General features: G+C 63.9%; 14 protein-coding genes and 1 pseudogene. 7 read left to right on the forward strand and 8 right to left on the reverse strand.

The annotated features are described in order from the left end of the window. Positions 1–247 precede the first annotated feature (247 nt). Positions 248–1,270 (forward strand): LacI family DNA-binding transcriptional regulator, encoded by a 1,023-nt coding sequence (locus CEJ45_RS14570; protein ID WP_088755808.1) that lies wholly within the window; start codon positions 248–250, stop codon positions 1,268–1,270. A 7-nt stretch (positions 1,271–1,277) separates the two neighbouring features. On the opposite strand, the gene CEJ45_RS14575 is transcribed toward CEJ45_RS14570, so the two are convergent. Further along, positions 1,278–1,907, reverse strand: a complete 630-nt coding sequence (locus CEJ45_RS14575; protein ID WP_088755809.1) for a TetR/AcrR family transcriptional regulator — start codon at positions 1,905–1,907, stop codon at positions 1,278–1,280. A gap of 231 nt (positions 1,908–2,138) precedes the next feature. Between CEJ45_RS14575 and CEJ45_RS14580 the strand changes: the two are divergent. Both CEJ45_RS14580 and CEJ45_RS14585 read left to right on the forward strand, forming a co-directional pair. Further along, positions 2,139–2,399, forward strand: a pseudogene (locus tag CEJ45_RS14580) (hypothetical protein); the annotation flags it as partial. A 33-nt stretch (positions 2,400–2,432) separates the two neighbouring features. Continuing rightward, on the forward strand, positions 2,433–2,696 hold the full coding sequence (locus CEJ45_RS14585; RefSeq protein ID WP_088755810.1) for a PAAR domain-containing protein: 264 nt from the start codon (positions 2,433–2,435) through the stop codon (positions 2,694–2,696). A gap of 113 nt (positions 2,697–2,809) precedes the next feature. Here CEJ45_RS14585 and CEJ45_RS14590 read toward each other — a convergent pair whose 3' ends face one another. Further along, the gene (locus CEJ45_RS14590; RefSeq protein WP_088755902.1) at positions 2,810–3,898 is read right to left on the reverse strand and encodes a GGDEF domain-containing protein; all 1,089 of its coding nucleotides are present in this window, start codon (positions 3,896–3,898) and stop codon (positions 2,810–2,812) included. 553 nt (positions 3,899–4,451) lie between these two features. Here CEJ45_RS14590 and CEJ45_RS14595 point away from each other — a divergent pair. Beyond that, positions 4,452–4,862, forward strand: a complete 411-nt coding sequence (locus CEJ45_RS14595) for a VOC family protein (RefSeq protein ID WP_088755811.1) — start codon at positions 4,452–4,454, stop codon at positions 4,860–4,862. 150 nt (positions 4,863–5,012) lie between these two features. On the opposite strand, the gene CEJ45_RS14600 is transcribed toward CEJ45_RS14595, so the two are convergent. From CEJ45_RS14600 to CEJ45_RS14610, 3 genes are all read right to left on the reverse strand, one after another. After that, complete coding sequence (locus CEJ45_RS14600; protein WP_088755812.1) at positions 5,013–5,372, reverse strand: 5-carboxymethyl-2-hydroxymuconate Delta-isomerase; 360 nt, start codon at positions 5,370–5,372, stop codon at positions 5,013–5,015. A gap of 111 nt (positions 5,373–5,483) precedes the next feature. Next, the gene (locus CEJ45_RS14605) at positions 5,484–6,461 is read right to left on the reverse strand and encodes a threo-3-hydroxy-L-aspartate ammonia-lyase (protein ID WP_088755813.1); all 978 of its coding nucleotides are present in this window, start codon (positions 6,459–6,461) and stop codon (positions 5,484–5,486) included. Positions 6,462–6,535: 74 nt separating this feature from the next. Further along, positions 6,536–7,198, reverse strand: coding sequence for a helix-turn-helix transcriptional regulator (locus CEJ45_RS14610; RefSeq protein WP_088755814.1), 663 nt, complete (start codon positions 7,196–7,198; stop codon positions 6,536–6,538). A 154-nt stretch (positions 7,199–7,352) separates the two neighbouring features. Between CEJ45_RS14610 and gcvA the strand changes: the two genes are divergently transcribed. The 3 genes from gcvA to CEJ45_RS14625 all read left to right on the forward strand — a co-directional run bounded on the left by gcvA (position 7,353) and on the right by CEJ45_RS14625 (position 10,014). Then, positions 7,353–8,255 carry a transcriptional regulator GcvA gene (gene gcvA / locus CEJ45_RS14615; protein WP_088755815.1) on the forward strand — a complete coding sequence of 301 codons (903 nt, stop codon included), beginning with the start codon at positions 7,353–7,355 and terminating at the stop codon, positions 8,253–8,255. A 100-nt stretch (positions 8,256–8,355) separates the two neighbouring features. Further along, complete coding sequence (locus CEJ45_RS14620) at positions 8,356–9,192, forward strand: DMT family transporter (RefSeq protein ID WP_088755816.1); 837 nt, start codon at positions 8,356–8,358, stop codon at positions 9,190–9,192. Positions 9,193–9,252: 60 nt separating this feature from the next. Then, entirely contained in the window at positions 9,253–10,014 is a 762-nt protein-coding gene (locus CEJ45_RS14625; RefSeq protein ID WP_088755817.1) for an SDR family oxidoreductase, read from the forward strand. 365 nt (positions 10,015–10,379) lie between these two features. Here the strand turns inward: CEJ45_RS14625 and CEJ45_RS14630 are convergent, their stop codons facing one another. The 3 genes from CEJ45_RS14630 to CEJ45_RS14640 all read right to left on the reverse strand — a co-directional run bounded on the left by CEJ45_RS14630 (position 10,380) and on the right by CEJ45_RS14640 (position 13,452). Next, positions 10,380–11,456 (reverse strand): saccharopine dehydrogenase family protein, encoded by a 1,077-nt coding sequence (locus CEJ45_RS14630; protein WP_088755818.1) that lies wholly within the window; start codon positions 11,454–11,456, stop codon positions 10,380–10,382. A gap of 165 nt (positions 11,457–11,621) precedes the next feature. Further along, positions 11,622–12,086, reverse strand: coding sequence for an Lrp/AsnC family transcriptional regulator (locus tag CEJ45_RS14635; protein ID WP_088755819.1), 465 nt, complete (start codon positions 12,084–12,086; stop codon positions 11,622–11,624). Between the two features lie 115 nt (positions 12,087–12,201). Further along, on the reverse strand, positions 12,202–13,452 hold the full coding sequence (locus CEJ45_RS14640) for a phospholipase D-like domain-containing protein (protein ID WP_088755820.1): 1,251 nt from the start codon (positions 13,450–13,452) through the stop codon (positions 12,202–12,204). Between the last annotated feature and the right edge of the window lie 4 nt (positions 13,453–13,456).

Genomic DNA, 13,456 nt, shown 5'->3' on the forward strand with positions numbered 1-13,456 from the left:
CGTCTTGGGTTGGCAAATATTTTGGTCGATCATACCCATCTTGCATGGCCTCTGCAACAACAATCCTGTAACGGGAAACTGCCAGCGTTTTGTCAGCTAGCGCGCCCCTGCCTGCCCGGGCAAGGCGTAAATCATTTCCGGATTTCCTTGCGTATCGCACCCATGGCGGCCGATGCCAACGGCCCGTGCGCGTTGACAAGCCTGGCATAAGCGGTTTGAATGCGAGGGCTTCCAACTCCATGCACCCATGACCACCTTATCCGAAGTCGCCCGTCTGGCCGGTGTCACCTCGGCCACTGTGTCCAACGTCTTGCGCCAGCGCGGCAAGGTCGGCGAGCAGACGCGCCAGCGCGTGCTGGAGGCGGTGGCCCAGCTCGGCTATCGTCCCCACCTGACCGCGCGTGCGCTGGCCGAAGGGCGTGCGCCGACGCTGGCGCTGGTGGTCTCCAGCATCGCCAACCCGTTCTATCCGGAGTTCGCCCTGGCGGCCGAGCGTGCGGCGCGCGAGCGGGGCCGCTTCCTGATCGTCTGCAACACCAATGACGATCCGGATACCGGCCGCGCCTATCTCGACCAGATAGCCGGAACGCTCTCCGACGGCGTGCTCATCATGAACGCCAACCTGCCCATGGATGAGTTGAAGAAGACCGAGCAGCGCGGCGCCCCGGTGGTGCTGTGCATGTGGGAGAAACCGGACGCCCCGCCCGAGCTGCCCTGCATCGCGGTGGATTTCTATGCAGCCGGGGCGACCGCTGCGCAGCACCTGCTGGGACTCGGCCATCGCCACATCGGTGCGCTGGTGGGCAGCAAGAAGAGCGGCATCCATGCCGAACGCTATCGCGGCTTCGTCGAGGCTTGTGCCGCCGCTGGCATCAAGCACAGCTTGCAGAGTGCGCGCTACATCGGTGATACGGTTGAAGCGGGCTACCAGGCGACCATGACGCTGCTGCGCGAAGAACCGACACTGACGGCCATCTTCGCCAGCAATGACCTGCCCGCATTGGGCGCGATGAATGCCATTGCCGATCTCGGGATGAACGTGCCGCGCGACATCTCGGTGATCGGCATCACCGACATCCAGTGGGCACGTGTCTCGCGACCGGCACTGACCACCGTGGCCGTGCCCACGGAAGAGGCGGCGCGCATGTCCATCGACCTGTTGCTGGCCTTGATCGAGGGCCGCAGTCCCTCACCGGTGATGCGGGTCACCGCCACACCGCAACTGGTCCAGCGCGCCTCCACGGCGGCGCCGCGCAAGCGCAAGGGATGAGCGCAATTCAGCGCTGCAGGCTCTCCAGATAGGCACAGAACATGTCGGCCATGGCTTCGCCGTAGGCGCGGATTTCCTTGGCCGCTGGCGTATCGCGCGAGAGATGTTCGCCGGCTGTGGTGAGGGTGGTCATCATCAATTCCCCCGCGCGCTTGCGCCGTGGCGCAGACACCCCCGGCAAGGCTTCGCGCATGAACTGCGCGATGATGCCGTCCCAATCATGGCGCATCTCCTGGGCCTCGCGCGCGTCGCGGTAGAGCGGCGCGGCATCGGCCAAGGCCATGCGCACCTGGGCTTCGGCGAATTCGCTGCGCAGGAAGGCATGCACCAGTTCGCGCAGGCGCCGCGCCGGCGCCTTGCGCTGGTCCTGCAACAGCGCGCGCACCATGGCGGTGGTCTGCTGCCATTCGTCGGCCTGCAGGCGGAACAGGATGGCCGCCTTGTTGGGGAAATACTGGTACACCGATCCCACGCTCACGCCCGCCCGCTCTGCCACGCGTGCGGTGGTAAAACGCGTCGCCCCTTCGCGCAGCAAAACCTGAACAGCGGCTTGCAGGATGGCCGCGACCAGTTCGGTGGAGCGGGCTTGCTGTGGTGACTTGCGCAGGGAGATTTCGGGGCGGCGCGGCTTGTTCATGGGAAGGACAGGGAAGATAAAAAAGATGTAAACGGAATGCGACTAGGAAACCTGACGAATCCGTCGCATACTGCATCGCATCGAATATGACGGATCCGTCGCATTCTACTGCGCACCATCCTGCCCATCAATGGGGCCAATGCGCAGCACTCCTGCAAGCAACCATCAACACTATTATCGAGGGTCATCCATGAATGGAAAACAGGCTGGCAAGCCTCATTCCAGCACGCCATGCGTGCGGGCACAGCCATCACCAACGTAGCACTGGCCATCGCTTGGGCCCATCACAAAGGCAGGCCGGTGATGGTGGCTGGCACGACCGAGCCTGACAAGGCCACGGCAGTGATGGTGACGCCACCTGATCGTGCCCGCGTCTTCGACCCCGAGAAGAACTGGTTCCGCGCCCGAGGAGAGGGCTACGCTTACTTGCCTTGGTGGGGGCTGAGGAAGGACCTCGACTGGTCGACCTATATGCAGGGCTACTCGGACTGACCTGCAGGTCATCCATGTCAAAAGGAGAACAAGATGAAAGGCGTCATCCGTCTCGGCGATCCGACCACGCACGGCGGCAAAGTCGTCAGTGCCGGGGCGCGTGTAGCGGCAAGGGGAAAAGCCGTTGCCCGCGTCGGTGATTCTTGCACCTGCCCGATCAAGGGGCATGAGGATTGCGTCATCATCGAGGGCCATCCCACGATCCAGGTCGATGGTGTTGCAGTGGCTTTCGAAGGCCATCGCACCAGCTGTGGTGCGGCGCTGATTTCGACGGTGGCAGACAGCGGAGCCGGGTGAGCATCTTCAAATGACAGACGCCGCTGTGAGCACAGCGGCGTCTGTTGAATGCAAGTAAGGCTGGGAGCCGATATCCGTAGCGCATTCCCTCATACGCTCATGCATTTCATCGTTCAAGCATTACGCGGATTACGCCCATGCTTGCGCTGGTACATGGCCTGGTCAGCCGCATGCAGCAAGGCGCTGAAGTCGCACATTTCCGACGGCGTCACGGTCGCCGCGCCCAGGCTGATCTCGATGTCGGTGTGCGGCCACTTCACGCGGGCCACCGCCTTCTTGATGCGGTCGGAGACCTGCATCGCGCCAGTCTCATCGGTATCCGGCAGGATCAGCGAAAATTCGTCACCACCATAGCGCGCCAGGAAGTCGCTGGCCCGCAGCGGCGAGCGCAGTACGCGTGCCAATTGCACCAGCAGCGCATCACCGGCCGGGTGGCCATAGGTATCGTTGTATTGCTTGAAGTAATCCACATCCACCATCAGCATGGTCAGCGGACGGGCGTTACGCAGGTGGCGCGTCCACTCTTCACGCAGGCGCGAATCGAAGCTGCGGCGGTTGCCGATGCCGGTCAGCGCATCAGTCATGGTCTGCTGCTCCAGCTTCTGCATGGCGCGATGGCTGTCAATCTGCGCCTCCAGCTGGCGCGCCAGTTTCTGGAACGCGTCGCGTTGTGCCGGGGTGAGCGTGCGCGGTTCGCGGTCCATCACGCACAGCGTGCCCAGGGTGTCGCCATTGCCCGACACGAGCGGTACACCCGCATAAAAGCGCACCGCCGGATTGCCACGTGCCAGCGCGCTGGTGGCAAAGCGCAGGTCGCTGCTGAGGTCATTGACTTCGGTGATCTGGCCGGGCGTGCAGGCGGCCATTTCACACAAGGAGAAGTCCACCGCGTTGCGCAGTACGCCGGTCTGGCCAGGGAAGCGCCACCATTGGTTGCGCGCGTCGCCGCGACCGTTGTTGACGGAGAGGTAAGGATGCTGCAGCCCGATGTCGGCATGCAGCTGGCTGAACATGCCCATGGGCGTACCGCAGACGCTGGACGCCAGCGAAATGAAATCGGACAGCGCCGGCTCCAGCCAGGCATCGGCATCGCTGTCGGTGTGCGCGAGTTCGATGCGGTCGGCGGTGCCTTCGCTCAAGGCACGATGCGCTGAGGTGGACCGCTTGAAAATGGAGCGTTCGGGAGTGTACTGAGCGTGCAGGTCTCGAATGTTCATGGCGCGTTACTCGTGAGGGTTATATGGCGTTGTCGTTGGTCGCCGTCAGTGCATCGTGGAATGCAGTGGGGAGGACGGCGTGGCATCTCGGTGCGCAAGTGGAAATATTTTTCTTTTTCTTCACTGCACATCATGTTGCCCTGCGACATCAAGGTAGCAGATCAAGTTCGGAAGTAAACCGTTTTGGAACATCCTCTTACAATTTATACGCGTTCGAAGCTGAAACGATGCTATTCCGATCACATACAAACAGCTTGGCTGATCATGCTGACAATTGACGTTTTGCTAGTCTCTTCTCGGCGATGGATAACCTTAGTTTCAACGCGCTGAAATGAACATCGGACAGCACCACTTTCGCTTGTCAGCGGATTCTTATATTGCTCTGCAATATTTCATGCAAAGGGCGACAGAAAGGCGTCGCCTGACGGCGACACAACAGCGTCGCCACAGGCAGACGATTAGTGCTTGCCAAGTGCCAAGGTCGTAAATAAACTCTGCCGTTCCTTGTTTGATCCGATCAACGTTTTTGAAAGCAGAGATGTCGACCCAGCCCAAAGCAGGCGCAGTCCTGTTCGCCAAAGATGTAGCCCGCCTCGCCGCGTTTTATGCGCAGGTGTTGGCGGTGGTTCCCAAGCAGGCCCAGGCCGAGAAGGTAGTGATCGAGGCCGAGGATTTCCTGCTGGTGATTCATGCGATTCCACAAGCCACGGCAGCCAAGGTGGAGATTTGTTCACCACCGGTGCTGCGCGAGAACGTGCCGGTGAAGCTCTTCCTCCCCGTGCGTTCACTTGCCCACACACGCCTGTCTTCCGAGCAGCTCGGCGGTGGCATGAAGCCCGCTGCGGCCGAATGGAACGGACCGGATTTCCGGGCCTGCGATGGCTTCGATCCGGAAGGCAACGTAGTGCAGTTCCGCGAGTTCCTGCGTGAAACGGCACTGGCGTCCTGAACGCCTGATGCATCGGGGAGAAGGCAGCGCGGCATCACAAGAACAGCATCGCGCTGTGCTCTTCACCCGAAAAAAAGCCGCCCGGTTTGCACCGCGCGGCTTTTTGTTTTGGGGTGTCCGCTGCCAGGGCAGCAGGGTCACGCCATCGGCTTATTGCAGGGCGACCTTGAAGTAGGTCTCGCGCTGCATGTCGACCACTTCCACGGTGATCTGCACCTGGAGATCCTTGGGCCAGCTCTGGTCCTTCTGGATCGCCGCACCCAGCAGGTCCGACACCGACTTCTTTTCTTCCAGCGTGCGGCCGGTCAGGATGGCCAGGCGCAGCGCGATGAAGGCACGCTTGGCCTCGGCAGCGGTACCGACCAGGTAGTTGTCCAGGCGCACGGCACGCGCCTTGATGGCGTTCTCTTCAAAGTGGCCGCTGGCCACCAGTGCCTGGTTGAGCTTGAGCAGCGTGGGCTGCACATCGAGCGCGAGATTGCCGGTGTATTCCAGAACGAGATGGGGCATGGTGTTTCCAGTCCTTGTGATTGAATGGTGGGAGCTAAGTCAATGATGAGGCTCAACACTGTAAGCCAAAATGACCCCGCGCGAGATTGGGGTCACTGATGCGGCCAATCATCAGGACAAATACCCCGACAACTTGCCCAGGTCGATGTTGCCCCCGCTGATGATCACGCCCACGCGCTTGCCCTGCAGCTGGTCCTTCAGCTTGCGGGCCGCGGCAAAGCCCAGGCAGCCGGTCGGTTCCACCACCATCTTCATGCGCTCGGCAAAGAAGCGCAGGCCCGACACCAGCTCGGCATCGCTGACCGTATGGATGTCGTCCACCAGCTCGCGGATGACCTCGAAGGTGTACCTGCCCAGGTGCTGCGTCTGGGCACCATCGGCAATGGTCTTGGGGGTATCGATGTGCACGATCTGGCCTGCGCGCAGCGATTGCTGGCCATCGTTGCCGGCTTCCGGCTCGACGCCATAGATCTTGCAGTCCGGCGACAGCGCCCGCGCCGCCAGTGCCGCGCCGGAGAGCAGGCCGCCGCCGCCCAGGCAGACGAAGAGTACATCCAGCGGGCCTGTTTCCTGCAGCAGTTCCAGCGTGGCCGTTCCCTGGCCGGCCATCACGTGCGGATGGTCGTAGGGCGGGATCAGGGTCATCTTGCGTTCGGCCGCCAGGCGCGCACCGATGGCTTCGCGGTCCTCGGTATAGCGGTCATACATCACGACCTCGGCACCGTAACCACGCGTGGCAGCCACCTTTGCCGCAGGCGCGTCCTGCGGCATGACGATTACCGCCGGAATGCCCAGCAGCTGCGCCGCCAGCGCTGTTCCCTGGGCGTGGTTGCCGGAGGAGAAGGTGATCACGCCATGCTTGCGCTGCTCGCTGTCGAATTGTGAAAGCGCATTCATGGCACCCCGGAACTTGAAGGCGCCCATGCGCTGGAAGTTCTCGCACTTGAAGAACAGTTGCGCGCCTACCTCCGCATCGGCCGTGCGCGAGCGCAGCACGGGCGTCTTGTGAGCCCAGGGCTTGATGCGTTCGGCGGCCAGCAGGACGTCGGCAAAGCTGGGCAATTCGGTAGCGCTGGAGAGCGGAATCATGAGGTTTCCTTCAAGTGGGATGGAAAGATGGGGACCTTGGGCATGGCAAGCGATGAAGGCGCGGAGCGACGCCCTCACTCCTTCTCGTCGTTGTAGACCGTCGCACGCGATACGCCCAGGTGGGCGGCCACGATTTCGGCGGAGCGCCGCACATCCATGCATCCGGACTGTCGCAACTCACGCATGAGCTGGCGCCGGTCCTCGGCCTTGAGGCTGCGCGGCGTGGCCGACAGCCGCGCGGCAAAGGCATCGATGCGCTGGCGCAATGCATCGGCGCCCGCCGGCTCCAGCGTCTCGGCCACGCGCACTGCGTTGTCGATGCCGCCAAACTGGCGCAGCATGCCTTGCAGTGCGCCGAACAGGGTCAGGTCGATATTCATGCACAAGGCGGCCACGTATTTGCCGTCGGCATCCTTGATGCCGATCGAGGTGCTCTTGGCCTGGCGTCCGTCGGGCAGGGTGTTGGCGTAATTGGTCAGGACCTGCGGATAACTCTCGTCGGCGATGCGTGCCAGTCCCAGTTCGGTGGTGGCATCTCCTACCTCGCGGCCGGACAGGTTGTTGTGCAGGGCGACGATGGAGTGATCCGCGTCCCGCAGGTCGTGCAGCACCACTTCGCAGAACGGTGCGAAGGTCTCGCCCAGGCCCTTGGCCACCTGCTGCAATTGCGAAAGCAGCAGGGCATGGTCGGGGCGGTCAGGTTTCTTTTTGCGGGAGCGGGAGGTCATGCGATACATATTATCTAAAATTAGACGTTATGTATAGCCGCGATGTTGTGCTGCATTCTCGTCCGCTTGCGAGGGGCTTTCCGGACTGCAAGACGGCGGCTGTTGCTATCATGAGTTCTTGTTCATGACGGTTGTTTCCAGCCATCCATCCTTGAGCGCACCCATGAGAGACCTTCCCCCCACCGCCACCCTGCGGGCCTTTGAAGTCGCCACTCGCCATGCCAGTTTCACCTCCGCCTCGGAAGAGCTGCATGTCACGCAGAGTGCGGTCAGCCACCAGCTGCGCCACCTCGAAGCGCTGTGGGGCATGCCGCTGTTCCAGCGCGGCAAGTCCAATACACTGACCCCGGCCGGGGCCGCGCTGGCGCCGGTGGTGCGCGAGTTCTTCGCCCGCCTTGAAGCCACCCTGGCCGAGCTGCGCGCACAGGAAGGGCGGCAGCCGCTGAAGGTCAGTACCACCTATTCCTTTGCGCTCAAATGGCTGCTGCCCCGGCTGCCGGCGCTGGCACAGGCCCATCCCGAGCTGCTGGTGACGCTGGAGACCACCGATACGGCCATCCACTTCACGCCGTCCGAACCGGATGTGGCGATCCGCTTCGGCCCCGGCCACTATCCCAGCCTGTTTTCCGAATTCCTGTTCCGCGAGCAGGTGTTCCCGGTGGCCAGCCCGGCCCTGCTGGCGCGCCTGGGCATGCCGCGCAAGCCGGCTGACCTGCGCCGCTATCCCCTGCTCACGCGCGCGGGGGCCGACATGGTGCCGAAATGGGACCTGTGGTTCCAGCAAGCCGGGGTAAGCGTTTCGGCCTTGCGGGAAAGCGTGCGCCTGGCCGATACCAACATGACGCTTGAGGCGGCCCTGCTGGGCCAGGGTGTGGCGCTGGCCCGCAGCGGCCATGTCGAGCAGGAACTGGCCAATGGCAGCCTGGTGCGGCTGTTCGAGCTGGCCTTGCCTTCCCCGCTGGCCTATTACTTCGTCTGCCCCAAGGGCGTGGAGACGCAGCCGCACGTGGCCAGTTTCCGTGCCTGGCTGCTGGCGCAGTCACAGGCCGCCGGTACGCGCTACTGATATGCGGGGTCACTGCCTCGGCGCCAGGCATGAGAATTTACTCATGACGGGATGAGGAGACTTCGCTTCTGTCCGGCGGCGCTCCTGCTTACCATGGCGCATGCCTTTGCCTGTCGTCCTGCTCATCCTCCTTGCCGCCTTCCTGCATGCCAGCTGGAATGCGCTGCTGCGCAACGGCGTCGACCGCCTCTGGTCGATGACAGTGATGTGCCTGGCCGTAGCCGTGGCCAGCCTGGCCGGCACGCCGTGGCTGCCGGTACCGTTGCCGGCCAGCTGGCCGTATGGAGTGCTCTCTGCCCTGCTGCACGTGGGCTACAACCTGTTCCTGGTGCGCAGTTACCGCAGCGGTGAGCTGGGCCAAACCTATCCGATCGCGCGTGGAAGCTCACCCCTGCTGGTCACGCTGGGCGCAGCCCTGCTCGCCGGCGAGACGCCGGGACCGCAGGCGCTGCTGGGCATCGGGCTGGTATCGGGCGGCATCATCGCCCTGGCATTTCGGGGCCGCAGGGTGGCACTGCCCGGCCTGCGCTATGCCCTGGGGACCGGCTGTTTCATCGCGGCCTACAGCGTGGTCGATGGCCTCGGTGTGCGCCTCTCGGGCAACCCCATGGCCTATACCGCATGGATGTGCGCCGGATGGGGCTTGCTGATGCCCGCTGTCTTCATGGCCTGGCGCGGCCCTCGCGCATTGTGGCAGCCACCCGCATCGGCGGCGACGTTTGCCACCGCCTTCGCGGGCGGGCTGGTGTCGCTGCTGGCCTATGGCATCGTCATCCAGGCCATGGCGCTGGCACCCATGGGCGCGGTCTCGGCGCTGCGCGAAACCAGCGTGTTGTTTGCCGCCATCATCGGCCGGCTGTTCCTGGGCGAGACGCTGAGCTGGCCACGGGTACTGGCCTGTGCCGCCATTGCAGCGGGGACGGTACTGATCGGTTGATCCGGTGGCTGCTCCCGCCCCTGCTCCCCTGCCGTTTTGCTCACTCCAAGGAGATCCGACATGACTCATGCAACAACCAAGCCCGTCATCCTCATCACCGGCGGCAGCCGCGGCATGGGCGCTGCCACCGCGCGGCTGGCCGCCGAACGCGGCTACGATGTGGCCTTCAGCTATCTGCACGATGCGGCAGCGGCCGATTCGGTGGCGGCCGATATCGCGCAGCGCGGCGCACGGGCGCTGGCGCTGCGGGCCGACAGTGCCGACCCGGACCAGGTGGCGCAGCTCTTCGCTGCCATCGATGCGCGCTTCGGCCGCATCGATGTGCTGGTCAACAATGCGGCCATGCTGGAGCGCCAGTCACGCATGGAAGACCTGGGTTTCGCACGCATGCAGCGCATCTTCGCGGTCAATGCCATCGGTCCCATGCTGTGCGCGCAGCAGGCGATCAGGCGTATGGCCTATCGGCACCAGGGCAGGGGCGGGGTGGTGATCAACGTGTCGTCGGCCTCGGCGCGCCTGGGCAGTCCCAACGAGTATGTCGACTACGCCGCCTCGAAGGGCGCACTGGAAACCTTCACCACGGGACTGGCCAAGGAAGTCGCCCGCGAAGGCATCCGCGTCAACTGCGTGCGGCCCGGCCACATCTACACCGACATGCACGCCAGTGGTGGCGAACCGGACCGGGTCAACCGGGTCAGGGAATCCATTCCCATGGGGCGGGGCGGGCAGCCCGAGGAAGTGGCGCGCGCCATTCTCTGGCTGGCCAGCGAGGAAGCTTCCTTCAGTACCGGGACCTTTCTGGACGTCACCGGAGGCAAGTGAGGCCGGCCTCGAGCTTCATCATCCACTAGGGCCTGTTCACATTCAATCTGTGAGATGCGTTGCCCCCAGAAGGCGTGCTGGCAAGGCGCGCGTCAGGGCTGGTGGTGGTGCCACCAGCCCTGACGTGCAACGCGGCCAGCGCGCCTTCTGGGGGCAACCCTCCGGGAGAGGCCGCCATGCGTCGCCTGCCGTTGTTGCAGCTCCTTGCCGTGGCACCACCACGGCGCGTCGCCGCGCCTAGGCAGTCAACGCTTGGCGACCTCTCGCACTCACAGATTGAATGTGAACAGGCCCTAACACCGGCCCACGGCCCTGGTCCCTCTGCGGCAATTCAACTTGTCCACTGGCTGGCGTGCAGCGTCCATTCAGGCATACACCGCGCCGAAGCGGTTGCCGAGCAACTCCGGCAAGCTGATCTGTTCCTGCCGGATGAAGCCGCGTGCGGGCAAGCGTCCTGCGCGGAACAGGTCCAGCGCCGCACAGAGGCCGGCGGCCGTGCTGGCCTGGATGGCGCTTTCGCGCCGGCCTGCACGCTCTTGCGCGACAATCTTGCGGGTGAAGACTTCCTGCATCAGCTTGCCCTCGCGCAGTCCGCTCACGGTGACGAACACCAGCACCACGTCCTGCAAGGTAGCCGGCACGCTCTTGCGCAGGATGTCCTTGAGCAAGCCCGGATCATGCCGCAGCCCGAGATCGCCCAGCAGGAATTTCATGCGCTGCTGGTGGCCCGGGTAGCGCACCGACTTGTAGTCGAGATTGCGCACCTTGCCGGCCAGGGTCTCACACAGGCTGCCCAGGCCGCCCGAGGTATTGAAGGCTTCGTACTCCACCCCTTCCAGCGAAAAGTGTTCGAGGTCGGCCAGGGGATCGACCATGACCCGCTCGCCGTCGCGCAAGGCTTCGCAGGGATGGCAGTACTCGTTGATGAGGCCGTCCACGCTCCATGTGAGGTTGTATTTCAGTTCGTTGGTCGGATACTGCGGCAGCGCACCGACGCGCATCTTGATCTCATGCACTTCTTCAAAGCCGGCTGCCAGATGGTGCGCGGCAATCCCGATGAAGCCCGGGGCCAGCCCGCATTGCGGCATGAAGGCGCAGGGCGCATCCTCGGCCAGCGCTGCGATGGCACGGGTTGCCTGCACCTCCTCGGTGAGGTCGAAGTAGTGGGTGCCGGTCTGGCGCGCGACCGTGGCCACGCTCGTGGCCATGTGATAGGGCAGGGCATTGATGACCACGTCGGCGCGCTGCAGCAGGGCCGCCAAGGCCTGTGGATCGGACGAGTCGACCACGGCCTTTTCGGCATGCACGCCCGCGATGGCCTGCAAGGCCGCCGCATCGCGGTCAGCGATGGTGACGCTGTAGTCGCGGCCCTGGCCGCATTGCGCCAGCAGGCGGGCGATGGTCTGGCCGATGTGGCCGCTGCCGAGGAGGACGGTACGCATGAGGGGCTCCTGAATGAAGGTGGATACGATGATTCATTCTAGGAAGCCGCCGTGACGGAAACCATTGCCAGATCGTCAGAAAGTAGCGCAGGTTTCGTCACTTTGTAGTGCGATTTCGTCATTTTGCAGCATGAGTCATGCAATCCGGCGAAATCCATGCGCGTTTCAGCGCGTCCTGGCCGCATCACCACGGTCGATCTTGCGGGCCAGCACCACCGAGGTGGTGGTCTTGAGCACGCCCTCCATCTCGCCGATCTGGTCGAGGATCTTGTCCAGTTGCTCGGGCGTGTTCACGCGCAGCCAGGCCACGTAATCGTATTCGCCGCTGACTGCGCAGAGCTGGTGGACTTCCGGGATGCGGCCGAAGCGGCGGATGACGTCGCGCCCGGCGCGCGGCTGCACGGTCACGCCCACGTAGGCCTGCAGGCTGGCGTCGACCACGTCGCGCCCGAGCTTGAGCGTATAGCCGCCGATGATGCCGGTCTGTTCCAGCCGCTCGATGCGGGCTACCACGGTGGTGCGTGCCACACCGAGGCGGCGGGCGATTTCGGCCACCGGTTCGCGGGCGTTGAGCTGCAGGATGGAAAGCAGTTGACGGTCGATGTCGTCGAGTTGGTCCAGCCTGGTCATCCCGGTTCTCCTGGTCGATGCTACACAATGACGAAACAACGCTACATTTCGTCAGTGTAGACCAGCAGGCGCGCAGTGGCGGGAAGCGGCCAAGAAACGCCGCTCCCGGGTCGAATCATTCCGAGGCGGGCTTGCCCTTGGCCGGTTTGGGATAGACCTTCAGCACATCGATGGGCTGGGCATACGGCGAACTCCAGGTCTGCTCATGCAAGGCCGCCACGCGGTGTGCCATGGCGGCGTCGTGCAGCACCACTTCGAGGTTGCGCGAGTTGTCCAGGTAGCCGCCGGCCCAGTTGCTGGTGCCGACCCAGGCCACCTTGCCATCGATGCTCATGGCCTTGGTGTGGATCACCCGGGCGAAGGGGATGAAACCGCTGCTGGCCTGCGGCAGGGTCACGATGCGGATCTCCACGTTGGGCAGCAGCGCCAGGCTTTGCAGGTAGCGGATGGCCGGTGCCTCGGTGTTCCAGTTGGAGACCATCAGCTTGATCTTCACGCCCCGCGTGGCCGCTGCGCGCAGGGCATCATCGATGACGGCGTAATAGGGGCGGGTGTGGTTGGGGCCGTAGGAAAGCGGCGCGTAGTCCAGCAACTGCACCCGCACTTCCTGTTGTGCCGCCCCGATCAGGCGTACCAGTTCGCTTTGTGAATCGCCCACGCCGGGCGGATTGTAGGCATTCGGGCTGGCCACCAGGTAGTTGCCGCGCGCCACATCGGCCGGGACCACGCTGCGGTTGGTCATGACCGGGGTTTGCCCGGCGGCGATGGCCGCCTGCGCCGCCCAGTCGATCTCGAAGATGGCCTGCACCTGCCCCGCCACGGCCGGGTCGGTGATCTTCAATCCGGTTTCATGGATGTGCGAGAACGACCGCCAGTCGAAGTTCTGGCTGCCCACATAGGCGCTGCGGCCATCGACGGCGAAATACTTGGCGTGGATGATGCCGTTGCCGGTCATGCGGGAATAATCGATCTGGCGGAACTCCAGGTTGGGGATGCGCTTGAGCTTCTCGATGGTGGCCGGGACCGAGGCGAACTCGCCCTTCTTTTCCATCAGGAAGCGGATCTTCACGCCGCGCCGTCCTGCGGCCTCCAGGTGCGCCATGATGTCGTCCAGCGCCTCGCCGTCCTGCCCGGCCACGTAGAACTGGCCGAACACGATCTCGCGCTGCGCACTGTCGAACATCTCCTTCCACACCACGGCCGCATCGCGCAAGTCGGGCGTGGCCAGCGCGGTCTCGCGGGGGACGGTATGGACCAGCTCGAAGCCCGGGATGGCGAATTCGGCCCGGACCGGTGTGGCCAGCGAAACAACCAGCCCGAAGGCGGCGGCCAGACGAAGCAGGAGACGGCGTGGTGCGAGGATCATGATG

The sequence above is a fragment of the Herbaspirillum aquaticum genome, from assembly GCF_002213425.1.
In the GTDB taxonomy this organism is placed as follows: domain Bacteria; phylum Pseudomonadota; class Gammaproteobacteria; order Burkholderiales; family Burkholderiaceae_D; genus Herbaspirillum; species Herbaspirillum aquaticum.

Coding starts and splice junctions, on each gene's coding strand:
- CEJ45_RS14570 (WP_088755808.1), top strand. CDS start 248: ATGACCACCTTATCCGAAGTCGCCCGTCTGGCCGGTGTCACCTCGGCC.
- CEJ45_RS14575 (WP_088755809.1), bottom strand. CDS start 1,907: ATGAACAAGCCGCGCCGCCCCGAAATCTCCCTGCGCAAGTCACCACAG.
- CEJ45_RS14585 (WP_088755810.1), top strand. CDS start 2,433: ATGAAAGGCGTCATCCGTCTCGGCGATCCGACCACGCACGGCGGCAAA.
- CEJ45_RS14595 (WP_088755811.1), top strand. CDS start 4,452: ATGTCGACCCAGCCCAAAGCAGGCGCAGTCCTGTTCGCCAAAGATGTA.
- CEJ45_RS14600 (WP_088755812.1), bottom strand. CDS start 5,372: ATGCCCCATCTCGTTCTGGAATACACCGGCAATCTCGCGCTCGATGTG.
- CEJ45_RS14605 (WP_088755813.1), bottom strand. CDS start 6,461: ATGATTCCGCTCTCCAGCGCTACCGAATTGCCCAGCTTTGCCGACGTC.
- CEJ45_RS14610 (WP_088755814.1), bottom strand. CDS start 7,198: ATGTATCGCATGACCTCCCGCTCCCGCAAAAAGAAACCTGACCGCCCC.
- gcvA (WP_088755815.1), top strand. CDS start 7,353: ATGAGAGACCTTCCCCCCACCGCCACCCTGCGGGCCTTTGAAGTCGCC.
- CEJ45_RS14620 (WP_088755816.1), top strand. CDS start 8,356: ATGCCTTTGCCTGTCGTCCTGCTCATCCTCCTTGCCGCCTTCCTGCAT.
- CEJ45_RS14625 (WP_088755817.1), top strand. CDS start 9,253: ATGACTCATGCAACAACCAAGCCCGTCATCCTCATCACCGGCGGCAGC.
- CEJ45_RS14630 (WP_088755818.1), bottom strand. CDS start 11,456: ATGCGTACCGTCCTCCTCGGCAGCGGCCACATCGGCCAGACCATCGCC.
- CEJ45_RS14635 (WP_088755819.1), bottom strand. CDS start 12,086: ATGACCAGGCTGGACCAACTCGACGACATCGACCGTCAACTGCTTTCC.
- CEJ45_RS14640 (WP_088755820.1), bottom strand. CDS start 13,452: ATGATCCTCGCACCACGCCGTCTCCTGCTTCGTCTGGCCGCCGCCTTC.